Below are 25,938 nucleotides of genomic sequence, written 5' to 3' on the forward strand. Positions count from 1 at the left end.
TTCAGGGTGCTTTCGCGTTTACGCTCAGCGGAGTGCCGACTTCAGTCGGCTGAGCGCTCAGCCGACTGAAGTCGGCACTCCGCGTCGAGGGTAGAGCCAAAGATGTTTTATGCTGTTTAGCCCCCGCCGCGGGTTTGGAGTTTCACTGTTAGGCCCTCGCGGATTGGTTGCAGCGCGTTGGTGTCGCCCTCAAACGCGATGTAGACTTGCCCGATCCGGAGCGAACCGACCTCGTAGTCATGCAGTTGGGTCAAGTAGGCATACCAGTTCGCGCCACGTACGGCGTAATCGCCTTCCAACGTACCTCCAAGTTCTTCGAGATAGGCACGCAACAGCCAGAGTGGGACGGCACGAATTGGTTCTTCAAAATTGATGGTATTCAATCATCCTCCTGCCACCGCCGGGAAGACATCAATGACATCTGCGGCAGTGATGGTCGCGTCCATCCCCCCGTCGCGGTAGGGCGCATCGCGCCCGTTGACAAAGACGTGGACATGTTGATAGAGTTCGCCGTGCTCATCGAGCAGTTGCTCGCGCAGGGGCGGCCAGCGTACCACAAGGTGCGTGACTAGTTCGCGTACCGTGACACCCTCCTCCAGCGGTAGTTCCACCGTGCGTCCGCCCACAATTGGACGCAGCGTTGCGTAGAAGTTAATTTTCATTGATCCTCTCCAAAAACTCAGCGTAGGGTGTAACGTCGATTTCCCAGTGTTTTGCGAACCTGCGTTGCCCCCTCCCCAACCCTCTCCCGCTGGGGGAGGGAGCCGGACGCCTCCCCCCAGCGGGGGAAGGTTGGGAGGGGGCGGAAAGAGCAGAAAACTTTGTTGACAGACTACTTATGCGGATGGTGCTGCAGCCACGATGGCTGCCACCAGATTGGTAAGCTCCTGTTCCCAGAGATGCCGAACTGGATCGGTCATGGTGCGTCCGCGTGTATTGACTCGGAAGATGACGGTGATTACGGCGGTTCCGGGTTGTTGTGGAAGAACCTCGACCTCGACCCTGACTGACCACTGGTCGAGTGATGGTTCGGCGCTGAGCAACTGGCGCTGATCGCGTGCAAAGCTATTCCCCCACCAGTTGCGCCGATACCCCGCGTTGCGCAGATAGGCAACAGCCCGTCGATAGGCCACTGGTGCAGGCATGGGCAATTCACGGATGGTGAGGATTTCCATCGGCGGGTCTTTTCTGGTACGATCCTATCCTGTTTATCTATTATACCTGGATCGCTCACGTATATGCAGCTTCATCGTGCCGCTCGACGTTATTTGCTCGCGACTGCCTTGCTCACCACGGGTCTCGCGATTCGGATGCTCTTTTTGAATCTGTTGCTGGTCGAGCTTGGGTATGATCGCCAAACGGTGGCCTTGCCGCTGATCAGCGATCTGCCGTTGCTCGGGCTATTCAACAGTCTCCCGGTACTGACGGGGGTCTTGAGCAGCTTGCCGCTCTGGTGGCTGGTCACCCGTACCGGCCCAGTGGTGGGGCTCTTTGGTGGTGGGGTGCTCTATGCAATGTCGCTCGTGCTGACGGCGAGTTCGACGGCGCCGCTACCGCTGGCGCTGGGGTTAGCGCTGGCTGGTCCGGCGTCGGTGCTGGCGACGGTCAGCGCGGCCCCGTTTATGATGCGCTACAGTGCTGATGCAACAGGGCGCAACCGGCTCTTTGCGCTCAATGCCGGTTTTGCGCTTGGCTTTGCCGGTTTGGGCAGCCTGGTGGGCGGTTTGCTGCCCGGGTTTGCGGCGATCCTGCTCGCTCTTCCCCAACAGAGCGCGGCGGCATATCAGGCCACCTTTGTTGTGGCGAGCATCATTGGGGTGATCGGGGTCTGGCCGCTTGCCTTGAATCTGCGTGAAGGTGAAGCGGAGGCTACGCACGAACGTGCGGCAGAGGTGAGCCCAGGTACAGGGCGACCTTCCCCCAGGTTGGAGGGGATGCGAACTGAAGCGCGAACCTTCTTGACGGCAGGCCGCTATGCGTTGCCCTTCCTTATCTCGCCACTGCTCATTTCAACAGGCGCGGCCCTGCTGATCCCCTTTCTCAACCTCTACTTTCGCCAGCAATTTGGCGCCTCCGACGCAGTGCTCGGCTTCATCTTTGCCTTGATTGGCATCGTCACCGGCATGGCTACCCTGGGTGCGCCCTGGTTGGTGCGGTACCTGGGGCAGATGGGGAGTGTCATTGCGACACAGTTGCTGGCGATCCCATGCCTGATCATGCTTGGCCTGGCCCCGACGCTTGCGCTGGCCTTTGCGGTTGCGCTGGTGCGAGCCGCCCTGATGAATATGGCCGCGCCACTCTACGATGTCTATGCGATGGAGCGCACCCCCGAAGCGGCGCGGCCCATCGTCATTGGCCTGATCAAAGGGGCGCTCTCGGCTGGCTACCTCTTTGGGCCACCGCTCAGCGCCCAGGTGCAGCGCGACTACGGTTTCGGGCCGCTCTTCACTGCCACGGCGATCCTCTACGCCTGCGCGGCTCTTGTCAATCTGGGCTTGATGCGCTCGCGGGTGCATGGCTGACGCGTGTTGGTGCAGCGGCGCAGCGGCGCGAAGGGGCGCACCATAAATGGAATTGAGCAAGCCGCATCGGTCGTACTACCAAAGCGCATGGGAAGGCTATGTTGGGTAATGCATAAGCGTTATTATATAGGCATAATCTACAAGGAGAGGCTTATGCAACGGAGTCGACGATTCAGCCTTGTTGGACAAAGCCTGACGCAGTATGCGCTGATTGTGGCGCTTATGGCGGTGGGCATTGTGCTGATCCTTCAGGTGACGGGGGTGGAAGTTGCAGATGTCTATTGCCAGGTGCAGACGGCATTTTCCAGCAATGCTGATTGTTCTCAGGAACAGTTGTGCATGGATGATTTTGCGGCTGATGCTGGGAATTGGACGACATCTAGGGGCGATTTTGAGATGGAGAATGGGCAATTATGTATGTCTGGTAAATCGATGATCTTTAACCAATGCTCGCAGAGTCTAGATCAGCCGGATTATGTGATCAATCTGAACAGTGCCGAACTGACGCAAGGCCCTGGCTATGGTGTCTTTTTCCGAACCTCGAATACTGAGCCGGATCGGTATGGGTATGTTTACCAGAATGGCTATTCGTTCCAGTATGACCCTGGGTATGGGGGCTTCGTCTTTGAACGGTGGGTACGCGGCAACCACATCTATCCTCCGATGGCTGCCGTGCGAACCCGTGGTTACGATTGGTATAACCAACCTCGGGATATCCAAGTAGTCGTGGAGGGCGATACGTTTTCTGCGTATGTGGATGGCACCCTTGTGCTGACTGCCCAGGATTCGTCGTATGCAGAGGGTGACATCGGTTTGCGCTCATGGGGTGACTCGGAGGTTTGTTTTGATAACTTCGGCGTTGAAGCGGCACCGTAGTGCGCTTATGGAATTCAAATAGGAGTACTATAACAATCCTAACGGGTTTGCAAAAGCGGTTGTTTGCTCGCGGCTGTGCTGCTCATCGCTTTTGCCTTCATCGGACGGCACCTCATCTTGCGCGAAGAGCAGCAATGATCCATGTAAGCTCATTCTTCGGAAAGCTTTGCTTATGAAAATCAAGCGCATCCTTTTTGAGACCATTGCTATAACTGCTATTACTCTGTTGGGAATGCTGCTCATCCCGTCGGCAAAAACATTGTTTGCGCTTGTACCGGTTGCGTATCTGCTGATCGAGCGCCATCTGCGTAGGCGTACCTGGGGAGAATTAGGCTTTAACCTCCACACGTTTTGGGATGATTTGCGCGCCAATTGGATGCTATTCATCCTATTGGGCTTTGTAATCCAACCGCTAGTTGCCCTGTGGGCAAAGGCATACTTCCCATCTTTTTTGGCGCATGTCCAGGCTCGCCTGCCCTTTGAAACGGGAATCGCTTGGGGTGTTTTGCTGCCATTGTTGGCATTTTCCCTGATCGGCGAGGAGATGACCTACCGGACGCTCATTCAGGGCAGGCTGACCCCATTTATCGGAACTCCAGCCGCAATCGGGGTGGCTTCGCTCCTCTTTGGATTGGCGCATTTTGCCCCCGGGCCGGGACTCATCGTTTTGACGGACATCGGCCTAATTATTGTCGATTCGATTTTGTATGGCATCATGTTTGCCCGCCGTCATAACCTCTGGGTGGTCTGGCTGGCGCACCTGCTGGGCGATATCTTTGGGCTTTTCGTGTTGATGTCCGTGTGAGGCGAGCATGATGACGGGTGAGTGATCGTTTGCGCCTCGATGTGGTGGCGTTGCTTGCGCTGCTCGCCCTTACCTTCCCCCCCCGCGCGGTTTCATCCTTGTGTGCCGAGCGCATATGCGCGCACTTGCGTCAACAAACCGTCGTTATGTTCAGGGTCGTCGTCGCGGCAGCGGCGTCGCTGCGTTGTGTTGAGCCCAACCCTCCAGTGCGGATTTCTTTGTCTTCGAAGCTTATGGATTGCGCGGCAACGGGCGACGAGTAGGGTGTTTCAATCCGCAGTGCGGATTTCTTTGTCTTCGAAGTCTCCACTTCCAGGGCATCAGGACGATCAGAAATGGGGTTTCAATCCGCAGTGCGGATTTCTTTGTCTTCGAAGCCGGGCGAGCGGACAGGCGCTTGAGGGCAGTTGGCTAGTTTCAATCCGCAGTGCGGATTTCTTTGTCTTCGAAGCGTACAGGCACACTACCGATGCTTGCGCATTGACATGTTTCAATCCGCAGTGCGGATTTCTTTGTCTTCGAAGTGCAACAGAATCCGGCGTGCCATTTCTTCAATCAAGTTTCAATCCGCAGTGCGGATTTCTTTGTCTTCGAAGGCCCATCAAAGGGCGTGGATGCGGAGCCTAGAGTCGGTTTCAATCCGCAGTGCGGATTTCTTTGTCTTCGAAGTGGGCCTATAACAGTAATGCTCCTGCTCCTCTGCAGTTTCAATCCGCAGTGCGGATTTCTTTGTCTTCGAAGTCAGCATGCCGCGCTCACGACATTGATCAATCGCAAGTTTCAATCCGCAGTGCGGATTTCTTTGTCTTCGAAGGCGAACTCCTGTAGTATAAGAACGACCCTCTTTGCGAGTTTCAATCCGCAGTGCGGATTTCTTTGTCTTCGAAGGCCAGTGTTTACGAGGTGTCAAAGAAGAAGCTGGACGTTTCAATCCGCAGTGCGGATTTCTTTGTCTTCGAAGAGGTACGAACCCCCCCCATAATTGGGTCTTCCGAACGTTTCAATCCGCAGTGCGGATTTCTTTGTCTTCGAAGTCAGCATGCCGCGCTCACGACATTGATCAATCGCAAGTTTCAATCCGCAGTGCGGATTTCTTTGTCTTCGAAGCTGTTGCGCCGCCGTCGCCCAGGGCCCTTGCCACAGGTTTCAATCCGCAGTGCGGATTTCTTTGTCTTCGAAGTAGAGTGGGTTTTATACGCACCGACACTGTATCTGTTTCAATCCGCAGTGCGGATTTCTTTGTCTTCGAAGGGCCTCAACGTACGATCTCAGAAAGTACATTGATAGGTTTCAATCCGCAGTGCGGATTTCTTTGTCTTCGAAGCCACAGCGTCGCACGGAACCATTCGAGCCCGTCCCAGAGTTTCAATCCGCAGTGCGGATTTCTTTGTCTTCGAAGCAGGCAGAAGAGCAGCGACCAGAGAGCAGACATGATGTTTCAATCCGCAGTGCGGATTTCTTTGTCTTCGAAGTAGAGGAACTATCGGCCCGCCTTGAGAGGGAAAAAAGTTTCAATCCGCAGTGCGGATTTCTTTGTCTTCGAAGTGGCACGAACCGCACGGATCGTTAAGCGGGTCAAGTTTCAATCCGCAGTGCGGATTTCTTTGTCTTCGAAGCACACCTGTCGAAGTCACACGCCCAACGTTGCTTGGTTTCAATCCGCAGTGCGGATTTCTTTGTCTTCGAAGGGGCAAGCGTGGCGGAGTAAGCGCCACGGGAAGGATGAGTTTCAATCCGCAGTGCGGATTTCTTTGTCTTCGAAGTCAGTGGTTGATGATTTAAAAAACTGTACAATTGGTTTCAATCCGCAGTGCGGATTTCTTTGTCTTCGAAGGAGTGGCGCTTGCAGATCCTCAACAAACTGCTTGCCGTTTCAATCCGCAGTGCGGATTTCTTTGTCTTCGAAGTGCACAAACCAAGTTCAGCTTCAGGCGCATCAAACAGTTTCAATCCGCAGTGCGGATTTCTTTGTCTTCGAAGGCAGGTGATAGCCTGCCGTGGCCGCCAGCGCCCCAGTTTCAATCCGCAGTGCGGATTTCTTTGTCTTCGAAGTGACGGCGCAGATTGCGTCCGCTCGGGCCGCAGGCGAGTTTCAATCCGCAGTGCGGATTTCTTTGTCTTCGAAGAGCGGTTCCGCCATCGCCATTGGCACCTCGGGCGGGTTTCAATCCGCAGTGCGGATTTCTTTGTCTTCGAAGGAGCACCATCCTCAGTACGGCGCTGAAGGGCGTCAAGTTTCAATCCGCAGTGCGGATTTCTTTGTCTTCGAAGTACGTCGGTCGCAGTATCCCTACCCTGGCACCTCAGGTTTCAATCCGCAGTGCGGATTTCTTTGTCTTCGAAGCCTTCGTGCCCTTCGCCCCTTCAGCCTTCCACAGGTTTCAATCCGCAGTGCGGATTTCTTTGTCTTCGAAGGCGGTTGTTGGCGGATGCGGTTGCTGCGTTTCGTCAGGTTTCAATCCGCAGTGCGGATTTCTTTGTCTTCGAAGCCAATCCCACCAATCCCACGGGCACAGCCTCCATTTTGTTTCAATCCGCAGTGCGGATTTCTTTGTCTTCGAAGGTTGCTGATCTCGCTTGTTTCACTGAGGTAGAGATAGTTTCAATCCGCAGTGCGGATTTCTTTGTCTTCGAAGTCAAAGGCCAGGAGGGCCGCCGCTACCCGTTACTCGGTTTCAATCCGCAGTGCGGATTTCTTTGTCTTCGAAGTCATTTCCGCAACCTCCTCGCGTTCGGTGTCACGTGTTTCAATCCGCAGTGCGGATTTCTTTGTCTTCGAAGTAGCAGCCCGCTGCGGAACCGAGATCGTTTGAGCAAGGTTTCAATCCGCAGTGCGGATTTCTTTGTCTTCGAAGGCTCAATCCCTTCGGGCCGGTTCAGGTAGTAGTGAGGTTTCAATCCGCAGTGCGGATTTCTTTGTCTTCGAAGGCGGCGCTTTCCGCTAATCGAATGCCTGTCACAAACAGGTTTCAATCCGCAGTGCGGATTTCTTTGTCTTCGAAGTCAGCAGTCGGGACAGGCTTGTCAAACGAAATGGGCGGTTTCAATCCGCAGTGCGGATTTCTTTGTCTTCGAAGTACGTTGGCACGGGCGGATCACCGTAGACGGTAGCGTTTCAATCCGCAGTGCGGATTTCTTTGTCTTCGAAGCAGGTCAGGCTAGCGCCTGTAGCGCCTAGAGCGTGCCGTTTCAATCCGCAGTGCGGATTTCTTTGTCTTCGAAGTTTTCGAATCTCCGCCGGATTCGAACGAATAGCCTTGCTGTTTCAATCCGCAGTGCGGATTTCTTTGTCTTCGAAGCTTTCAGCATGTGTCTCTGGTATGTAATGCAGCCGAGAGTTTCAATCCGCAGTGCGGATTTCTTTGTCTTCGAAGCTGTCAAGTCAAGCGCCACAAGCGAGAATCCTTCTTGTTTCAATCCGCAGTGCGGATTTCTTTGTCTTCGAAGTAGACCTACCTGGTACGGCTACCAGGTCTCTAGACCGTTTCAATCCGCAGTGCGGATTTCTTTGTCTTCGAAGTCGATGCATCATTTGTTCTTGCCAACATGGCGATGAGTTTCAATCCGCAGTGCGGATTTCTTTGTCTTCGAAGACATACTAGCTTCAAATGATGCTAGCTTTTTGCTGTCGTTTCAATCCGCAGTGCGGATTTCTTTGTCTTCGAAGTCGCTGGATCTGATTCCTTCACCCATCCGAGAGAATGTTTCAATCCGCAGTGCGGATTTCTTTGTCTTCGAAGCTGACGGCTGGCGCTTCACCTTTGCTGACGAACCGCGGTTTCAATCCGCAGTGCGGATTTCTTTGTCTTCGAAGCTGGAGCGGCGTCGTTGGCATATTGACAAAAGCCGCGTTTCAATCCGCAGTGCGGATTTCTTTGTCTTCGAAGTGTGGTTACTCCTTCCTACATACCAGATCGCTCCTAGTTTCAATCCGCAGTGCGGATTTCTTTGTCTTCGAAGACCCTGTCCACCCATCAGCAGCCAGATTGGTATTAAGTTTCAATCCGCAGTGCGGATTTCTTTGTCTTCGAAGTCCTTGCTTGACTTCTTCTCTCTGTGACTAGTATACGTTTCAATCCGCAGTGCGGATTTCTTTGTCTTCGAAGGGTGAACGAAACCTCCATCCTCGATCTCTGAGCGTAGTTTCAATCCGCAGTGCGGATTTCTTTGTCTTCGAAGGAAGAGTTTGGGGATGCCAAGCTGCTGGCGGCAATGGTTTCAATCCGCAGTGCGGATTTCTTTGTCTTCGAAGCATTGGACGCCAGAGCTTGAGCTAGAGACTCAGCTCGTTTCAATCCGCAGTGCGGATTTCTTTGTCTTCGAAGCGCGCCCTAGCAGCCCGAGCAGAAGTTACGCTTTTGTTTCAATCCGCAGTGCGGATTTCTTTGTCTTCGAAGTGTTCGTAGCGGTGCGAGTCGGCGTGCTCGTTAGGTTTCAATCCGCAGTGCGGATTTCTTTGTCTTCGAAGTGCTGCGTTTCACCTGCCGATCTATTGGTAAACAACAGTTTCAATCCGCAGTGCGGATTTCTTTGTCTTCGAAGGCGGAGTGACATTGCGACCACCCCGCTGAACGACATGTTTCAATCCGCAGTGCGGATTTCTTTGTCTTCGAAGGATGCTGCCCGCGCAAAACGCCGTCACGTTGCGCCGGTTTCAATCCGCAGTGCGGATTTCTTTGTCTTCGAAGGGCTCGGCAACAAGTCCCGCGACGCTCGCACAATCGTTTCAATCCGCAGTGCGGATTTCTTTGTCTTCGAAGTGCTCGATCTGGAAGGTTTGCGCCGCAAAGGCATTGTTTCAATCCGCAGTGCGGATTTCTTTGTCTTCGAAGCACGTATGAATATAGCAACAGCCTGATTGAGTACGTGGTTTCAATCCGCAGTGCGGATTTCTTTGTCTTCGAAGCCGGGCGCTGAACTGGCGGTCAATGCCTTTGCGGCGGTTTCAATCCGCAGTGCGGATTTCTTTGTCTTCGAAGGAGGTTGGCGCGGTACACCGTTGCCAGATCCGGATCAGTTTCAATCCGCAGTGCGGATTTCTTTGTCTTCGAAGGACAGCTTCACCTGCTCACTTGCCAGTTGCTGCTGCGTTTCAATCCGCAGTGCGGATTTCTTTGTCTTCGAAGGGCTCAAAGCGGCGGCCATCGGGCGCCGTCGGGTCGTTGTTTCAATCCGCAGTGCGGATTTCTTTGTCTTCGAAGACGCCAGTGCCGAGAGCATTGCGACGCGCCTGCTGTGTTTCAATCCGCAGTGCGGATTTCTTTGTCTTCGAAGCCTTTGCAGGGACGGACTATTTGCACTTATTCTAGGTTTCAATCCGCAGTGCGGATTTCTTTGTCTTCGAAGTCAGAAAGCCATGAAAGCACTGTACCAATAATGGCTAAGTTTCAATCCGCAGTGCGGATTTCTTTGTCTTCGAAGGAATCCATCGTATGGCGGCTATTGGTATGCGTATTTGTTTCAATCCGCAGTGCGGATTTCTTTGTCTTCGAAGCCAGGATCGCGCCGCTGCCTGACGCCAGCGAACGCACGTTTCAATCCGCAGTGCGGATTTCTTTGTCTTCGAAGTGTCGTGTCCTTTGTCTATCAATTACTTGCTCTTCAGTTTCAATCCGCAGTGCGGATTTCTTTGTCTTCGAAGGCATTGCCTTCTCAACCGCCGACTGGCGACAAAGCCGTTTCAATCCGCAGTGCGGATTTCTTTGTCTTCGAAGGACCTACGGGGCATTCAGGTGCAATTAGGCCATAGCAGTTTCAATCCGCAGTGCGGATTTCTTTGTCTTCGAAGCGAACCGCTAACCAAAAAGGCCATAGGCGCTATCGAGTTTCAATCCGCAGTGCGGATTTCTTTGTCTTCGAAGGCGTTACCATCCGCACCTTAGAGGGCGAGCGGGAGTTTCAATCCGCAGTGCGGATTTCTTTGTCTTCGAAGCTGTTTAGATATCCTCATTGCGCGATACGAAGCGAGTTTCAATCCGCAGTGCGGATTTCTTTGTCTTCGAAGAGCTCGAACGTGCCACGCCTGAGCGCTTGAAGCGCTGTTTCAATCCGCAGTGCGGATTTCTTTGTCTTCGAAGCCCGCCACTCGTGACCGCATCAGGAAGGGATAGAATGGCTCTGGTGCGAGAGCCTGCTTGCTGGGGATGTCTTGATGTGGTTGGGTTGCGCATATATGGAAGTGTAGCATAGTCTGGATGGCTTTGCAATCAGTAATCTCTTCATGCGAGTGACTCCTGGGGTTTTTGCTGATCCTTCGCTGCTCGATTCTTGCAAGGGTCTGCCCTCTAAAGAATAACCGTTATGGGATCGTGTGGAGGCGAACCTCCAATGGTGATCGCTTTACTCTGGCATGCTCCACAGAGTGGGTAGAGCCTGATGCTGTCGCGGTCTTTGTTGAGGTGTGGCGCGAGTTTTGCCTGTAGCTCGAGCAGTTGGCGCCGTGTTAGCCAACATTCAAAGAGAGAGTATTGAGTCCACGCTCCGTATCCACAAAGGGTTTTATGGATTTTGGTACGCCGTTTGTTGTCAGGTATGTCGTAGGCGATGATGTAGAGCATGCTTTCGCTGCTTATTGCCATGATGACTTCCTGTCCAATAAGCTGATGCAAATGTATTAGGCGCAACGATGCGAGCATACAATGTTGCGCCATTGCATCAGCGACATCATCGTACCGTAAAAGGCACGTAATTGGCAATTTCGCCCTGAGCATGTTTGGCAAAGATGCGTGCCTGTAGTTCAATGCAGCGTCGGTAACTGACCTTGTAACCGAATTGGGGGTGCTGGATCTGTTCGCTAAGCCGTGCTTCGATCTTTTCGATGTAGCTTCGCCGTGCGCTGTCGCTTAGTCGGTAGGCTCCTAGCTCGTTGGCAAAGTCGCCAGGGGTGATTTGGCCGGTGTTGAGCATGGTGACGACGACTGAGTCAATAATGATGGGGCGAAAGGTTTCGACCAGATCAAGCGCTAAGGCTGGTTTGCCAAAGCCGGGTTGGTGCAAGACGCCTAGCCCTGGGTCGAGCCCGACGCTGTGGATGAGTGAGACGACCTGGTTGGTCAGCACGGTATAGCCGAAGGAGAGCAGTGCATTGACCGGGTCAGTTGGTGGGCGTTTGACGCGCCCAGGAAAGCGCCATTCGCCTTTAAGGATGGCTTCAAAGACACTATAGTATGCGGCACTGCCACTTCCTTCCAGACCCAACAGCGGCCCAAGCCCATGCATGCGGTCACTTGTTATCTCGGGTGGCTTTAGGCGCGCTAGTTCGCGCAGGCAGCGTTTGATCGTTTGCGCCGCATCCTGTAGGTTTTCGCTTGTTTCGCGTCCACGCGCATAGCGAAGCAGCAAGGTGCGCATGTTGAGGAGCTTGCCAGCAACACATTGGCGTGCGACTTCAAAGCTGCGCTCTACGTCGCGGCAGAGAGCATACTGCGCCAGACGTACCCCACTATTTTTGCCCCAGTCGGCGAGCAAGGCACCATGCGATTTGCCACGCGCACTCATATAATGAATGCCAATGCGTCGTTCAAGGAGTGCATGCAATGCGGGCGTGGTCAGGGTGATATCGCCCAGGACAATGACTTGCTCGATTTTGTTCAGCGGAACGCGGATCACTGTCCCGTTTTTGCCGCCAGCCGCCTGGACGCGCAAGGCTTCGCCTTCGAGTTTGACCAGACTGTATTGCTCGGTTAGATATAAGGTCGCCATCAGCATCTCCACCCCTTCACCAAGAATTTCAACCACGCTCCTCTCCTTCCCATCCGGTCACGTCGGCCAGTCGCCGCAGTTCATCAGGCAGGCAGAGCGGCTCAAGTGAGCAGTCACGGCATTTCGCACGCTTGTCAGTTGGCGGCGGCAGCACACCCAGCGCTGCGAGGCGATGTGCCTCAGCGGTGAGTTGCTCAACCTCAGTACGCAGTTCACAAGTAAAGATAACTTCTTCCCGTCGGCGCGTGGCAAACGAAAAAATATATCCTTTTTCGATCTTTGTACCAGTGCGCTCTTCAAGACACATTGCTTGGGCGCAAAGCTGAATATGATCGTTGCGCCAACGGCCCGGACGACCTTTTTTATACTCGACCGGATAGAGTGTACCATCCTTGAACTCAACCAGATCGCAAAAGCCAGCCACGCTCAAGCGCTCGCTCCACACATAGACGCGGCGTTCTTGCACGGCTTCGCTAAGCCAGGTCGTGCCGCCGAGGTCAACACCCTGATGGCGTAGCAATCCTTCGACGACATGTTCGTTGTACAGCATTTCAGCCTGAATAAACTCATAGCCGAAACGACGTGGGCAATACGCCAGCGCATTGAGCATCGCCAACGGAATATGCTCAGGCGGCCCAATTATGCTCATCGTATTGCCTCTCGCTCAAATAAGCGGCGACACAACCCCATGCCACGTGCGGTCTTCATGCCAACACCAAGAAAAAGGGCTGCATCGGCCAGCAAACAGAGCAAGCGCGCCTGCGCGGGGTCACGCGGCAACTCATAGGCACAGACACCAACAAAGCCCTTTTGCGGCCCTTTGCCCAGATCAATCTCGGTTGACTCAGCGTGATACCGCGTCACAACCGTCTCATTGATTGCCAGCTTGAGCAACGCTAGATCAAGCTCAAGCGGCGCAGGAGCCAATTCGTTCCACCGTTTCGCCAGACTAGGAAAGATCAGGGCCGGATCGGGCAACAGCGCAAGGCGAGGTCGGCCATCGGCGCGGCTACCCTGACCGATCACGGTTGCACTGGCAAATTCCAGGATAACCGTATGGGCTGGCTCAGCACGCGAATGAAGCTCGGCAAAGCTACTATAGCCAGCCCAGGAATGGCCCTTCGGAGCAGGCGTGCCAATGACATCGCCAAGGCGCAGACGAGCCTGACCAAGCCGCAACGGAGCCTCACCGGGCATCTGGCGCAACAACGCCTGCACAAATGGCTGGAACAGCTCCGCCTGCAACAGCGAAACCCGCAACTCCACGGGCACGCGCTGACCACGCGACAGCAACGCAACCGTATACGGCTTACTTTTCGCTTCAGCGTGCAACTGCACCGCCAATTCTGGCTCAACCTGGCGCACCAGATCCAGAAACAGCGCCTGCGCGCCGTGACCCTGCGGTCGCAGCGACGACCCGCCCTCGGGGTAAAGTGTCATAACAAAAGCGTAGAGGTCGGGAAAGTCGTTCATTGTAAATTCCTATAAAATGATAGCATCACACGATGCTTGACGATCACGCATCTGAAAATGGCCGCGAAGAAGTGCATCAGCATGCCAGACAGCAGAGCCGATCACAGCACTGTATAAAACACTACTTCCATCAGCAAAAATAATATCAATAGGAATACTATATATTGACGTATTACGTATAGAGGAAATCAGGGCACCTAAGTCATCTTTTGGGACAATTAACAACGTTAAATAGAGTTGATATATAGCTTCACGCAACGTAGGTAACATAGGTTCATAGTCGCCGCCTTTTTGTTTAGCGGCAAGTTTCAGTCCACATAACGCAACAGGTCTACGACAGTACAGACGCTCGAAGCCACTTTTCTCAATTGATCCAAGCCCAGTTTCTTCAAGCTTAAGTGAAAATTCAATATTCAAACGGGCTGTACGACGTCGCTGAAGTTGTATATAGAAATCACCTTTTAAATCAGTATTGCCACAGCGAAGAAAATCGCCTCGATCAGCAAAGACATGAAAGTGATAATTTGCAATCAAATGGAGAATATCATACGTATTAAACATCTGACTGGAGAAGAGACGATCAGGATCATAAATTACAGCGACAGGGCCACTAAATGAGTCACGGAAAGCAAAGAGCGATTTAGTCAGATAATACTGACTCAAGATGAATTTATTTAATCCAGCGCGACGAGTTGGGTCATTAACAACTGCATCGATAAACTCATGCGCATATTGCGGAGTGCATGAGATTTGCTTGCCAGCAGACGATTGAAGCTGTGAGAAATAATTCGCCAGATTCGCCACTAGTGTTTTCCTATGCCAGCCATTTTTGTCCCATTTCTCGCTATCTTTTGCAAGCACCCATCGCTCACGCGCCTCAAATGAATAAGCAAAGATCTGTAGACTTTTGATTCCTTGCCGATTATTTGGTGCAAAGACGCTTCTCATACGTTCGACAAGCCGTTCGATCTCCTCGGTCTGTTGCTCTGGTGAAAGCATCTGGCTTAGTTTGTAGACAGGATAAAAGGCCTCAACCATACCGTGAATGCGCATATACGACCCAAGTGAATGTTTGGGTGGCAGCGTATCAAGTCCATTGAGTACATCGCGAAAGCTACGACGTGATAGAGTTTGCCCATCATATATTTGCAGTGATTGGGCTACATCTAGACTTACCAGTGCCACGGCATGGCTGAGATGATAGCATTCGGGCTTTCCCAGAATTCGCCCTGCGCGACCAATTCGCTGGATCAGTTCATCACGATAGCGACACTCACACACTATGAAGTCAATATTTTGACGTGGTTTATCGCGATCAAAGTTATAGCCGATATCTACCACTGGTGTAGCCAGCAACAATTGATGGCGCAATGCCTGTATTCGTTGTGCAGATGGCTCTGGCCCGGTAATACGGCATATATCCAACCCTCGGAGCAGATCAAACACTTCATTAATCCGCGCCAGACTGTTGCTGATAATCGCACCATCATAATTAGCCTGTAACCACTGCTCCAACTGAGAGCGATGCTGGCTGAGCCATTCGTCAAGTGATGAACTAGAGATCTCTAGCTCAAGCTCTGATAAAGTCTGTACTGACTGATAAGCACCGCTTTCATCAACTTCATTGTCAGGACTGACATGAATCCAACGATTACCAAGGACAGTTGTCAAGTATGACTCAACCTGGGGATTGGGTGTTGCCGATAGAATGCAAACTTTGCGGCCTTGATCAAAATAACCAAACTCCTGCCAGAAAGTCAGGAAGCAGAGAAATGAGACCAGTTGTTTCTCATCATAGTAATGAAACTCATCAATGACCACATACCAAAAAGTCTGGAGCGTCGCGATAAAGAGATTACGCCTATCGTGGTTTCCATAGTAAAAGAACAGCATGTAATGGAAGATGTCCGGGTTGACGACGATAATAAATGGCAAATTGCGCTGATCATCGGGAGAAATTCCAAGCTCACGACAAAACTCTAGTGGATTCTGCAAGAGTCGATAAAGTTTCTCGCCATTTCGATCAGGTATAGCTAGATCTACTCCAAGGCTTCTTATAACCTTCGCATTGACTTCGATTATTCGAAAGCACAGGTTATGTTGAGTGACAAAAGCCTGAATATCATCAACATGCTGGTGGATAAGCGCGTTTGTGGGAGCAATAAAGAGCACATTATGATGATGGCCGTTTATTGCGAAAAGATGAAGTAAGCTGGCCCGTGTCTTCCCAGTGCCTGTGTTGTAGCTATTCACGACCAACGAGGCCTGTTCTAAAGCGATTGCTGTACGCAGTTGATGGTAGAGCAACTGTGTTCCTGGCAGCGGCCCGAATGCCTCCTTGGGAGCCAGTTTTTCAAATTGGGCGCTAAGATGAATAGTCATGGCAGTTTGTCTACTCCAAAATGCATATCAGCTGGCAGCAAAACGCCACCAGTAAGCTTGTATCCACGACATGCAATACGGGCATTTCGTGCTAACTGAGCAGGCGGCACATTAAGCAGATCACAGGCAATTAGACGTACATCAGGCGGCAAATCAGCAATAGTGAGCAAGCCACAAAACCCACTGCTAGCCTCTGCATCTCTGATAAAGTGGTGCTCTGTTGTAATACGTGCTTTGCTCATAAACTTGCCCAATCGGATATAGCTTGGTAGTGCTACTTCGTTCGTGCTGATAACATAAAATGTCGCTTGGGTGCCAATACCTAGCATACGGATGCGCCCTACCTGCGGACGGTTCTCGACCCGAACCTTGCGCCCGCGTTCGCCCTCACGTTCAACAATAAACCATGCAGCAGAGCGTTTTTCAGCCCACGCCCCATCTGGCTTTGTCACCAGCGCATTGTTGCCCATCGCATACCAATAGGTATCTGGTTGAGCATTAAACCAACCCACTACAAAGCGCGGTTCACCTACAATTGCAGCTGGAGTTACGTAGATGCCTCGTTCATTCAATTTGCCTAAGTCAACCTTATAGTGGATGCTACCATCATTAAAATAAGGCGACTGGCAAAATTGCAAGGCATAGGTTAGCGCATAGTTGCCGATGAATGGCTCGGTTTGGTAGAAGTTGCTGATCTCGCGGGAACTAAAAAAGGTGTTCTCCAGCAGCGTCAGCTCACAACGGTAAATATGCGGCATGGCAACCTCTATGCATTATTTGGAAGACCACGACCATAACTGAGTATCGTTTCGCGCAAATCATTGCGAAGCGTCTCTTCATTACCATAGAGATCGCCTAATTCTGCGACTATACTGCTCACTGTATCGGCATCAAGCATCGTCACCTGCCCAAGCACACGCTTACGGAGTGCCTGAGCTGCATCACGCACTGCTTGCACTGCTGTTGTGTCATGCAATGGGAAATCAAGATCAGCGTTGCCACCACGCAGCAGATCATAGCTCTGTTGGGTCAGTTCCAAGTTACTGAAAAGCTCACAATCGCTGAAAGCAATGCCTACAAGTAGGTTGCGCACCTTTCCGATCCGCGAAGAAATTGCCCCATAGCGAGTAGAGCGAAGCACATTGCCTAGAGCGTAACGAAATTCACCTGGGGTCAGGTCACGCATTGTCTCAATATCGAGAAAGAGCGATTCGGGCCGAACATATTCATCAGAACCCAGCCCCGTCATGCGTTTGCCCTGCTCACTATAGGGCGTACTGTTATCAAAAGGCGCATTAAACATCTTGGTATCAGTAATCAGCTGAGCTGGATGCAGGCTAAAGGCATCATCAGTGATAATTCGCGAGCGTTGCGCACCGCCGCCACCTGCTGCATACCCGTAAATCATACAATCCATACACTTCTCGCACGGGTTGTTCGTGTTTAGTGAGCAGACACCGTCCTTAGTAGCAAAGAGCAGATCGAAACGGCGCAACAATTCGCGACCTGTACGCCGTTCAACAGCAGTCTGTTTACGCTTACTGATAACTACACGTTGCACTACCGGACTATCGGCATTACCGCCTGCATGTACGAATTCTTTATTGAGTGGTTCACCACTGCCCTCAGTACGAAAGATTGCTTCAGATTCAACTCGACGAACGATGAGCAGGCTAACGTACTTACCTCGTGGGCTGTTGCTATAGCTCTGGAGCAGGTGATCAGCGTAGCGATTGAGAGTATTCATTGAGCGGACTCCCTTCTAAGATAGGCTAGGCATCTCCATTGTCGGCATCGGCGGGAATATTTGTAAGCTCACCTTTATCAGCAGTTTCACTAATTTTGCGAGGAATCTGCTCACGCATGTAAAACATGTAAGTCGAACGGAGCAATTTTTCATCGCTCAGTAGACGCGCCGGACTGTTACCATATACATTGGCATATATACCAGTGTAAAAAACATCGACGAACTCTTTAATCGCCTCCCACTTGGTACGTCCGGGCTTATAGTGCTCATCAGCAACTCGCTCTAAATACGCAAAAATATCTTCCACAGTCGCCGCCTTTAAGGCTTCCGTATCATGCTCTGTGGCTTTGCTACGCTGCGCAAATTTACGCAAAACTTCATCAAGCGCTGTCATGAGTGAATGTTTAGTGAGTGTACGACCAATGAGCCGGTGCTTCCATGCAATCTGCGCCAGATGACGCATATGAGTACTAAGTTGCTCCATAAACCCTGTTCCTTTGCTATGTGCCAGGCGTTCAACTGCATGAAACACCTCCCGTGATATATTGATCAGCATCCATTCGGCATTGTGAGAATCTCGAGCATGACCCTCGATTAGCTTCTCTGTTGCGTAAAAAATTCCAAGTGGATGATAAGCTAGTGCTTCCACTAATGACAGTAGTGGATCATCTTTGCCGCCTCCTGTTTGCCGTTTGATCGTGTACAGATCTTGCATTTGCTCCCAAAGCAGCTTTAGCGAGGCCTGACCAGTCTTAGGAAACTGATAATAGCTTGTGGCCTCAATAAGCCCTCGACAAGCTAATGGAGTCATATCAGTTGTCAGATCTCCTATGCTATCCTGACTAAATGGAACCACTGAATTAGCGCTAAGGATCACACGACAACCAAAATAGCGTTGAAGAATGAGTGCATACTCCAAGGCAAAGAGGAAGCGCTCAGTATCAGTTTTACCCGCCGGATTGAGCGGAAAGATTAACAGGTTACCCAGCAAGGCTTCAGCATAACTGGGCAGATAGACGCCGAAAGTATGAGGCTTTTCGGCTTTGGTACGAGTCAGCATAGGTGCTGTGATGCGTTGCTCTGTTGTATAACGACGCATTGCTCGGTCGCCATCAAGCCAGAGCGCTCGACTATCTTCCCGCTTCAACTCTTTTAGCACTTGTCGCAAACCCTCGATAAACGGCTTGGTGAAAAAGGTGTACGGATATAAATGTAAGTAGACTGTATGCTCGCCGCGAATCTCTTCATAGCTGAGCCGCTCAACCAGATACTGTGTCTGGCAGAGCACACAGATATTTTTCTTTGGCTCGCCTTGCCCCCCACGCAACCGGTTCGAAAAAGTCTGCACTGAAATATCCGAGCGCACATCCGCTGACATCCAGGGCATTGTCGGAAAATCATCACTGCACTGAACGCACTGTTTATGCTGATGTGCCACATAGCGCATCAGACTACCCGCATCACTCCCCTCGCGACCCTGTGAACCAAACAATGCATGTCGCTCTAGATATGTAGTAAATATTGGTACACGCGGATCATCGCTGGATCTATCAGCAAGCAAGATCTGTCCATCTTTTAACAAATTTGTCTTGACAATCTCTTCACTCAGAGGCAGATCGCGTGCTAGTACATATGCACGATCCATGCGCGCATCAAAGAAAGCCAGGACGCGACGCTGTTCGGCTGAGATTTCGAGTACATCGTAAATTCGCTCCCAGGGTTGTGGGATGGCTTTGGCAAAATGATCGTTCAGGAAGATAAAATAGCTACGAATGAGTTCGCCAATGCGCAGTTGAGCGTCACTTTGTGCGATGGGATGTCCTTCAAGCAATGCTTCAACATCGGGTACAGCCTCAGGGAACTGAGCAGCGTTTTTGGTAAAACCAGTTTTCGTTCGCAATCTTGCTTTCTGTGCTAGTTCCTCAGGCTTAAAGGTTCGCCGCTGCACGATGGCATAGATGGCATTCCAGATGTCAGAGAATGAGAGGCCCAAAGCAAGGCATTTGGCATCGACTTTGATCCCTAGCGGACGAACTTCGATGAATTCATCGAACTTAATACCTGTCATACGTACTAGTTCGTCAACTGCACGAGCCGCTATGCGCAATCGATCTCCATTATCAATCCGTGGCTCTTTCCCCCGTTGCACCAGATAAACAACTCCTTCAGGATAGATTAAAAGCGGGAGCAGACCATAACGCTCATTCAACTCTATACTAATTGCATTGTGCAGCATATTGGTTAATGCTCCACGCGATTCGTCGAGACGGTGTGTAAAAAACGTATATTGAACTTCATAATTTAATGCAAAAGCATTGAGTTGAGAAAGAAAGCTTTGTTTATGATGTTGCTCATCAAGTGTGTGTGAGAGATCAAGGATGTCAACGGCTTTAATTAATTGTAATAACGTTAACACTCGCTCAAGCCCCAAACCATAGTGAGCGCTATCACGCACAATTAGAGTCTCACCATGCACTGGTGTATGCCCTCCATGCCCACGAGCAAGCGTAGTAACATCGCTTAGATACTCGCGATACTGCAAAAAAAACTGATCCAGTCCAAAGCGAGTAATCTGTGCAACTACTTGCTCAGGAACGGCATCCCGATTTAAACCCTGACTATTGTCCAGAAGCTTATTAATGTCATGAATTGTATAAGCAGTAAAAAGAACTTTTACCTCATGCTCAGGCAAGCTAAAAAGATGAGCTAGCTGATCCAGTACAAAAATTCCATCAAGAATATGTGCATAGAGACTTTGTCCAAGTTTATTTCCATACTGTAAATACCGATCCTCTTTTAAGATTATTAGATGCTGATTTGCCACCATTTTGAGAAAGTCAGTAAGGGTATTAGACTGACTGCGTCCGAGCACAGCGTCGAGCATAGCCAGCAGATCGAGTTCATCTTGAGGAGGAGGTTTATTCATAGGAGTCTCGTGATAGATTATTACAACATTATAGAGGATCACCCAACGCCCGATACGTCTCCAACTGATGCTGTGAGAGCTTCCAGTCCGGCGGCAAGCGCTCGGCTAGTTTTGTTTCAGCTGCAACCTCTGTCGGATCAGCAAGTTTAGAGTGGACTGGAAGCGTTGTAATCTGCATGGGAATTGCTCACTACGATGATACAAAAAGCAAGGTAAAGCTTCGGTAGTAATTTATTGGGTTGGGCACACCCCAATTATATCGGTGGCATCCCATACGCCCATGCGCCATGGCTTTATGCCAGTTACAGCTTGCACCATAGCCTGACTCTACTCTAGCACGCTACCCTGCAAAATAGCTGCAGGGTAGCATCGATCATAAGTGTTCAGGCAGTTAGGTATATTGTGCAAGGGTGGCGGCACATTCTCTCCGGAGATCATCAACAAGTGATGCTGGTGCTTTGGCAATGGCATGACGACCAAATGACATAACCCACCGGCGAATTTCGGCTAATGCACCGCTCTGAAAACGTAGGGTCATTGAACCATCGTTGTGTTCTTCGATCTGCTGTGTGGGATGCCAGGTACGCCCACGCATGTAGTTCGACTGATAGGCGTCAAACCAGATCTCGATCGGTTCAGCACGATCGCCTCGTTCAGCGAGAAAACTTGTGTTGAGGTATTCTGCCGGGGAAAACGTGGGATCACGGGTGAAGCGCTCGCTTTTGCACACATTCCAGGCTTCAATTCGGCTGACAGAAAACTGTCGCATCTGCGTGCGATGATGATCAAAAGCAACAACTTGCCAATTGCCACGAACATTGAATAGATGGTAAGGCTCAATGATGCGCTCTCTCCGCTCGCCAGTACTGGCCGTAAGATAGAGAACCTTCACCGGCCAGCGTTCCTGCATGGCTTCGAAGAGGGCGAGCAATAATTCAGGATCAACCGTAGACGTTGCTCCAGGCTGAAAGGTATAATGCTGGGTCAAATCGTTCAAGCTGACCCGTAGCTCGACCGGTAAGCTTTCAGCAAGGCGATCAACAGCGTTGCGGAGTGGTCGTTCAAAGGCGGTACCTAGATAACGATGAACCAGTTCTACACTGAGGAAAAAGGCCATCAACTCACCCTCACTCATCATCATCGTTGGTAACTGCCAGGCCGGATCAGTGTAATAGTAGCCTCGTCGTGATCGATCATATTTGAGGGGCGCATTGAAACGCTCTTGAAAAAAGGCGATGTCGGCCCGGATGGTTCGCTCACTTACTTCAAAACGCTGCATAAAACTGGCTACATTTGGATATGCTCCACTGCGAATAGCGGTATCCATCGCAAGCATACGCTCTAGTCGTACAGACATGATAGACTCCTCATTCTCCTCTCACCCTACCGCTGGCGCACCGGTGCATTCCAATTCCAGCTTCCCACCACCCCGATGGCCGAGCGTGCTGCTTCGGTGCCGAGGCCCCAAACGACGAGGGCGAGGCAGGCAACACGGGAATGCCGTTGTCGATCATGCCTTGCACCAGGCGTCCAATGGTTGAACGATGCACTTCGCAGCGACGGGCTATTTCCGCCTGCGAAAGCGGCACGCGACTCGTCAATAACAACCGCTCTACCTGTCCTATGCGATCTGATTTGGCAAATGCTCGTGTCATGGTTCTCTCCTGCAATTGAGCATACCATATGCCTGCGACCAAAATTGCAACAAGACGGTGGCATGAGCATAAGAAAGAGCAGATGATCTTGTTGCAGGATGCGTCACCACCGTTGCTTGCTGCCAAACATTGCAACCCCTCCTGTGTGCGCATTATGTCTGCTGTGCTCACCGTACCAGGGGGCTGTTGCAGGTAGTGCAACACCGCTTGAGCCGAGGTGCGCTCTTGGCGCCTTGGCGTCAAATCACGGTGCAAAGATGGCCGCAACGTACTCGTCTCACGGGCACATGTGCGCCAGGTGGCGTGGCGATACTGCGCGGCATTACCATGGCTTTTACCGATGAGCCCATGCCCTCCTTGCAACGCAAACCTGCTATACTGGCACGCGGAAAAGCCTTTTGTCAATGGAAGCAGCGCATGACCGGTGACATTCTCATTGTCCTCAGTATTCTTTTGGCAACGATCATTCTTTTTGTGAGTGATCGTTTGCGGCTCGATGTGGTGGCGCTGCTTGCGCTGCTCGCCCTTACCCTGACTGGTATCCTGACCCCGGCCGAAGCCTCGGCAGGTTTTGGTGATACGGTCGTGATCCTGATTGCGGCCCTTTTTGTGGTTGGTGAGGCGTTGTTGCAGACGGGGGTGGCGGCTTCGATTAGCCGTTGGCTCGGGCGGGTTGCCGGGACGAGTGAGTTGCGCATTATGGTGATGTTGATGGTGGTGGTGGCCCCGCTTTCGGCCTTTATCAGTTCGACCGGGACGGTGGCGATTATGCTGCCGGTGGTGGTTGCGCTGGCCCGGCGCGCTCGCATCAGCCCCTCGCGTTTGCTGATCCCGATGGCGTATGCGGCGCTCATCGGGGGTATGTTGACGCTTATTGGAACTCCACCCAATCTTGTTGCGAGTGAGGCTCTGGCCAATGCCGGTCGTGCTCCGTTTGGTTTCTTTAGCTTTACCCCGCTTGGCCTGCTCGTTCTGGGTGTGGCGGTCATCTTTATGGCCCTCGTCGGGCGTCATCTGCTTCCGACCCGAGTTCAGCCGCCTGCAGATGCGCCGGATGCACGCAATGATGCGCTCACATCGGCTGAATTGATCGATGCGTATGCCGTGAAGGACGATCTCGTCTCGCTGCGTGTTCGGCCAACGTCGCCCTTGATTGGCAAGAGTGTCGTCGAGAGCACGTTGAGCACGGCGTATGATGTGACGTTGCTGGCTTCGTATCCGTGGCAGCTTGATCGTGAAGCGCCAGGCAAGGCCCGGGCAGTCAATGCCAATACACGGTTTGCGGCAGGCGACCTGCTGGATCTGCAAGCTCCGACGGCACAGGCCGAGCGGATGGCGACTGAACTTGAGCTCGATGTATTGCCTTCGCCCCTCGAGAGCGGCCATTTGAACACAGGGTTGCTGGTCGTCGAGGTAGCCCTGACGCCGCGTTCGAGCTTTCTTGGGCGCTCGGTGGTGGATCTGGCGGTACGCAGTCGTTTCGGGGTCAATGTGCTTGGCGTGCAACGCCTGGGGCAACCACTTAAGGATGCGTTTGCTCAGGAACCACTGCGTTTCGGGGATACGTTGCTGGTCGCCGGGCCGATGCCAACGCTCGCCCCGCTTGTGCGTGACCAGCGCTACTACGGTGATTTTGTAATTGCGGCGGTGCCACCCCAACTCGAGGCTGAACAAGAGACGACCATGGCATCGCAGGCCCCTGTTGCGATCATCATTACCCTCTTGATGCTGATCGTGATGGCTGGAGGATGGGTGCCGACGATGACGGCTGCGTTGCTTGCCGCCGTGGCCCTGGTGCTGACGGGTTGCGTTAAAGTCACAGAGGTCTACAAACGCATGAGTTGGGAGAGTCTGGTCTTGATTGCGGCGATGTTGCCGATGGCAACGGCGTTGAACAAGACGGGGGGGACGGCGCTGATTGCCGGGGGCATTGTCGAGACGATCGGCCCCCTTGGGCCACTGGCGCTGATCGCAGGGATGTTCTTGCTCACCACTATCTTTAGTCAGTTCATCTCGAATACGGCGACGGCGGTGCTGATGATGCCAATTGCCCTCGAAGCCGCCAGCAAGCTTGGCGTTGGCCCTGAACCGCTCTTGATGACCGTCGCGATTGCCGCCTCGACCGCCTTTGCCACCCCGATCGCTTCACCCGTCAATACCCTCATATTAACCCCGGGTGGATATCGTTTTGCCGACTATGCACGGGCCGGCCTTCCGTTGCAAATGCTCGTGCTGGTGATCTGCATGATCTTTGTGCCACTTCTGTTTCCGTTTTAGATAGGGTGACACCATGCGGCATACGCAACGGTACATGCTATAAGACGGGCTGTTTGACGCAAAGGCATTGACGAAAACGAGACGGGATCGATGTCAGTGCGCCAATCGGGTGTGCTACAATGACCTGCGCAAAGATGGGCTGGGTTGTGGTTCAATTGCCCCGTTGCGGTAGGATGTTGCATGGAACAGGATACAATCGTAGCCATCGCGACCCCGCCCGGTGAGGGTGGCCTTGGGGTGGTGCGCATGAGTGGCCCCGAGGCAATTGCGTTTGCGTCCCGTCTTTTTCGCCCGGTGCGCCCCGGGCCGCTCTGCAGCTATCGGTTGCGGTATGGGCATGTGGTCGATCCGACAAGCGGCCTGGTCATTGATGAGGCGCTGCTGGCGGTGATGCGCGCACCCCAGAGTTTTACCCGCGAAGATGTGGTTGAGTTTTCGTGCCACGGGGGGCCGTTGCCGGTGCAACAGACGTTGCAAGGTTGCCTCGATGCCGGGGCGCGCCTCGCTCGCCCCGGTGAGTTTACGCTGCGGGCGTTTCTCAACGGGCGCATCGATCTTTCGCAGGCCGAGGCGACGCTTGATGTTATTCGGGCGCAGACTGATGCTGGTCTGGCGCTGGCGCAGGCGCAACTTGGTGGCTGGCTCGCCCGTGAGGTGCGAGCCGTACGTGCCGTGTTGCTTGAACTGCTTGCCTATGTGACGGTGCTTGTTGATTTTCCCGAAGATGAGGTTGAACCGCAAGATATCGGGCCGCGCCTTCGCACGAGCCTTCAGACCGTCACCTCGTTGCTGGAAGGGGCGAACCAGGGCTTGGTCTATCGCCACGGGGCGCGGGTGGCGATTGTCGGGCAACCCAATGTCGGCAAGTCGAGCCTGCTCAATGTGCTGCTGCGGAGCGACCGGGCGATTGTGACGCCGATTCCCGGTACGACCCGCGATACGCTTGAAGAGACGGCCAATCTCAACGGCATTCCGGTGGTCTTGATTGATACCGCAGGCATTCACGCGAGTAATGATCTTGTTGAGCGGCTGGGCATTGAGCGTTCACGGGCAGCCCTTGCCCAGGCCGATGTGGCCCTGCTGGTCATTGATGCCTCGCGCCCTGTCGAGGATGAGGATCTGCTGATCGCCCGGCTGACCGCCGACAAGCCGACGCTGCTTGTCTGGAATAAGCTTGACCAGCGAGACCCTGCTGCGCCCTCGCTCGCCAGCCTTGCCGAATACCTTGACCATCCCCGGCTCGCGGCTACCGTCGCTACCTCGGTGGCAACCGGCGAAGGCCTTGAGACCTTGGTCCAAGGCCTTGTCCAGGTGCTCCTTGGCGGCCATGCACCCCTTGCCGCCGGCGAAGCTCGCCTGGTGAGCAATCCCAGGCATCACGATGCCCTGCGCCGCGCCCATGAATACCTGGCCGCCGCCTTGGCCGGCTGGGACGCCAATGATCCCACCGATCTGCTCGGGGGCGATCTGCTGGCGGCGCTCAATGCGCTTGGTGAAATCACGGGCGAGAGCGTTGGTGATGATTTGCTCGATCTGATCTTTTCGCAATTTTGCATTGGCAAATAGTAGTACCT

Annotated in this window: 18 protein-coding genes and 1 CRISPR repeat array; of the genes, 5 read left to right on the forward strand and 13 right to left on the reverse strand. The window is 52.6% G+C overall.

What is annotated here, in order from left to right; genetic code table 11:
• Positions 1-116: 116 nt before the first annotated feature.
• The 3 genes from EKD05_RS15995 to EKD05_RS16005 form a co-directional block, all read right to left on the reverse strand.
• Positions 117-383, reverse strand: coding sequence for a DUF1952 domain-containing protein (locus EKD05_RS15995; protein ID WP_129674504.1), 267 nt, complete (start codon positions 381-383; stop codon positions 117-119).
• The gene (locus EKD05_RS16000; protein WP_129674506.1) at positions 384-662 is read right to left on the reverse strand and encodes a ubiquitin-like small modifier protein 1; all 279 of its coding nucleotides are present in this window, start codon (positions 660-662) and stop codon (positions 384-386) included.
• Positions 663-836: 174 nt separating this feature from the next.
• Entirely contained in the window at positions 837-1,175 is a 339-nt protein-coding gene (locus EKD05_RS16005) for a hypothetical protein (RefSeq protein ID WP_129674508.1), read from the reverse strand.
• A gap of 63 nt (positions 1,176-1,238) precedes the next feature.
• Between EKD05_RS16005 and EKD05_RS16010 the strand changes: the two genes are divergently transcribed.
• The 3 genes from EKD05_RS16010 (at position 1,239) to EKD05_RS16020 (ending at position 4,203) form a co-directional block, all read left to right on the forward strand.
• A complete protein-coding gene (locus EKD05_RS16010) occupies positions 1,239-2,522 on the forward strand; it encodes an MFS transporter (protein ID WP_129674510.1) in 1,284 nt (427 codons plus the stop codon).
• A gap of 153 nt (positions 2,523-2,675) precedes the next feature.
• Positions 2,676-3,398 carry a family 16 glycoside hydrolase gene (locus tag EKD05_RS16015; RefSeq protein ID WP_129674512.1) on the forward strand — a complete coding sequence of 241 codons (723 nt, stop codon included), beginning with the start codon at positions 2,676-2,678 and terminating at the stop codon, positions 3,396-3,398.
• 172 nt (positions 3,399-3,570) lie between these two features.
• Complete coding sequence (locus EKD05_RS16020; protein WP_129674514.1) at positions 3,571-4,203, forward strand: CPBP family intramembrane glutamic endopeptidase; 633 nt, start codon at positions 3,571-3,573, stop codon at positions 4,201-4,203.
• A gap of 193 nt (positions 4,204-4,396) precedes the next feature.
• Positions 4,397-10,280: a CRISPR direct-repeat array (repeat unit 37 nt; unit sequence GTTTCAATCCGCAGTGCGGATTTCTTTGTCTTCGAAG).
• A 207-nt stretch (positions 10,281-10,487) separates the two neighbouring features.
• On the opposite strand, the gene cas2 is transcribed toward EKD05_RS16020, so the two are convergent.
• The 10 genes from cas2 to EKD05_RS16065 form a co-directional block, all read right to left on the reverse strand.
• Positions 10,488-10,913 carry a CRISPR-associated endonuclease Cas2 gene (cas2, locus tag EKD05_RS27225; protein WP_370374907.1) on the reverse strand — a complete coding sequence of 142 codons (426 nt, stop codon included), beginning with the start codon at positions 10,911-10,913 and terminating at the stop codon, positions 10,488-10,490.
• Positions 10,867-11,940: a CRISPR-associated endonuclease Cas1 gene (gene cas1, locus EKD05_RS16030; RefSeq protein WP_129674518.1), complete on the reverse strand. Its 1,074-nt coding sequence runs from the start codon at positions 11,938-11,940 to the stop codon at positions 10,867-10,869. The genes cas2 and cas1 overlap by 47 nt, the downstream gene beginning before the upstream one ends.
• Positions 11,933-12,553 carry a CRISPR-associated protein Cas4 gene (cas4, locus tag EKD05_RS16035; RefSeq protein ID WP_129674520.1) on the reverse strand — a complete coding sequence of 207 codons (621 nt, stop codon included), beginning with the start codon at positions 12,551-12,553 and terminating at the stop codon, positions 11,933-11,935. The genes cas1 and cas4 overlap by 8 nt, the downstream gene beginning before the upstream one ends.
• Positions 12,550-13,377 (reverse strand): CRISPR system precrRNA processing endoribonuclease RAMP protein Cas6, encoded by an 828-nt coding sequence (gene cas6, locus EKD05_RS16040; protein WP_129674522.1) that lies wholly within the window; start codon positions 13,375-13,377, stop codon positions 12,550-12,552. The genes cas4 and cas6 overlap by 4 nt, the downstream gene beginning before the upstream one ends.
• Positions 13,378-13,386: 9 nt before the next feature.
• The gene (gene cas3, locus EKD05_RS16045) at positions 13,387-15,759 is read right to left on the reverse strand and encodes a type I-D CRISPR-associated helicase Cas3' (protein ID WP_129674524.1); all 2,373 of its coding nucleotides are present in this window, start codon (positions 15,757-15,759) and stop codon (positions 13,387-13,389) included.
• Positions 15,756-16,517: a type I-D CRISPR-associated protein Cas5/Csc1 gene (gene cas5d, locus EKD05_RS16050; protein WP_129674526.1), complete on the reverse strand. Its 762-nt coding sequence runs from the start codon at positions 16,515-16,517 to the stop codon at positions 15,756-15,758. Before cas5d ends, cas3 begins: the two co-directional genes overlap by 4 nt.
• A gap of 8 nt (positions 16,518-16,525) precedes the next feature.
• The gene (cas7d, locus tag EKD05_RS16055; RefSeq protein WP_129674528.1) at positions 16,526-17,506 is read right to left on the reverse strand and encodes a type I-D CRISPR-associated protein Cas7/Csc2; all 981 of its coding nucleotides are present in this window, start codon (positions 17,504-17,506) and stop codon (positions 16,526-16,528) included.
• Between the two features lie 25 nt (positions 17,507-17,531).
• Positions 17,532-20,432, reverse strand: coding sequence for a type I-D CRISPR-associated protein Cas10d/Csc3 (cas10d, locus tag EKD05_RS16060; protein WP_129674530.1), 2,901 nt, complete (start codon positions 20,430-20,432; stop codon positions 17,532-17,534).
• Positions 20,433-20,460: 28 nt separating this feature from the next.
• On the reverse strand, positions 20,461-20,610 hold the full coding sequence (locus EKD05_RS25815) for a hypothetical protein (RefSeq protein ID WP_165360765.1): 150 nt from the start codon (positions 20,608-20,610) through the stop codon (positions 20,461-20,463).
• Between the two features lie 213 nt (positions 20,611-20,823).
• Positions 20,824-21,789, reverse strand: a complete 966-nt coding sequence (locus tag EKD05_RS16065) for a YafY family protein (protein WP_129674532.1) — start codon at positions 21,787-21,789, stop codon at positions 20,824-20,826.
• Between the two features lie 715 nt (positions 21,790-22,504).
• Here EKD05_RS16065 and EKD05_RS16070 point away from each other — a divergent pair.
• Entirely contained in the window at positions 22,505-24,364 is a 1,860-nt protein-coding gene (locus EKD05_RS16070; protein ID WP_129674534.1) for an SLC13 family permease, read from the forward strand.
• A gap of 180 nt (positions 24,365-24,544) precedes the next feature.
• Entirely contained in the window at positions 24,545-25,930 is a 1,386-nt protein-coding gene (mnmE, locus tag EKD05_RS16075; protein WP_129674536.1) for a tRNA uridine-5-carboxymethylaminomethyl(34) synthesis GTPase MnmE, read from the forward strand.
• Positions 25,931-25,938 lie beyond the last annotated feature (8 nt).

The organism is Candidatus Chloroploca sp. Khr17 (assembly GCF_004138165.1).
Lineage (GTDB): Bacteria > Chloroflexota > Chloroflexia > Chloroflexales > Chloroflexaceae > Chloroploca.

What these genes read in the sequence shown, in the direction of transcription:
- EKD05_RS16000 (WP_129674506.1), bottom strand. Translation starts at nt 662, where the DNA reads ATGAAAATTAACTTCTACGCAACGCTGCGTCCAATTGTGGGCGGACGC.
- EKD05_RS16005 (WP_129674508.1), bottom strand. Translation starts at nt 1,175, where the DNA reads ATGGAAATCCTCACCATCCGTGAATTGCCCATGCCTGCACCAGTGGCC.
- EKD05_RS16010 (WP_129674510.1), top strand. Translation starts at nt 1,239, where the DNA reads ATGCAGCTTCATCGTGCCGCTCGACGTTATTTGCTCGCGACTGCCTTG.
- EKD05_RS16015 (WP_129674512.1), top strand. Translation starts at nt 2,676, where the DNA reads ATGCAACGGAGTCGACGATTCAGCCTTGTTGGACAAAGCCTGACGCAG.
- EKD05_RS16020 (WP_129674514.1), top strand. Translation starts at nt 3,571, where the DNA reads ATGAAAATCAAGCGCATCCTTTTTGAGACCATTGCTATAACTGCTATT.
- cas2 (WP_370374907.1), bottom strand. Translation starts at nt 10,913, where the DNA reads ATGCTCAGGGCGAAATTGCCAATTACGTGCCTTTTACGGTACGATGAT.
- cas4 (WP_129674520.1), bottom strand. Translation starts at nt 12,553, where the DNA reads ATGAGCATAATTGGGCCGCCTGAGCATATTCCGTTGGCGATGCTCAAT.
- cas6 (WP_129674522.1), bottom strand. Translation starts at nt 13,377, where the DNA reads ATGAACGACTTTCCCGACCTCTACGCTTTTGTTATGACACTTTACCCC.
- cas3 (WP_129674524.1), bottom strand. Translation starts at nt 15,759, where the DNA reads ATGACTATTCATCTTAGCGCCCAATTTGAAAAACTGGCTCCCAAGGAG.
- cas5d (WP_129674526.1), bottom strand. Translation starts at nt 16,517, where the DNA reads ATGCCGCATATTTACCGTTGTGAGCTGACGCTGCTGGAGAACACCTTT.
- cas7d (WP_129674528.1), bottom strand. Translation starts at nt 17,506, where the DNA reads ATGAATACTCTCAATCGCTACGCTGATCACCTGCTCCAGAGCTATAGC.
- cas10d (WP_129674530.1), bottom strand. Translation starts at nt 20,432, where the DNA reads ATGAATAAACCTCCTCCTCAAGATGAACTCGATCTGCTGGCTATGCTC.
- EKD05_RS25815 (WP_165360765.1), bottom strand. Translation starts at nt 20,610, where the DNA reads ATGCAGATTACAACGCTTCCAGTCCACTCTAAACTTGCTGATCCGACA.
- EKD05_RS16065 (WP_129674532.1), bottom strand. Translation starts at nt 21,789, where the DNA reads ATGTCTGTACGACTAGAGCGTATGCTTGCGATGGATACCGCTATTCGC.
- EKD05_RS16070 (WP_129674534.1), top strand. Translation starts at nt 22,505, where the DNA reads ATGACCGGTGACATTCTCATTGTCCTCAGTATTCTTTTGGCAACGATC.
- mnmE (WP_129674536.1), top strand. Translation starts at nt 24,545, where the DNA reads ATGGAACAGGATACAATCGTAGCCATCGCGACCCCGCCCGGTGAGGGT.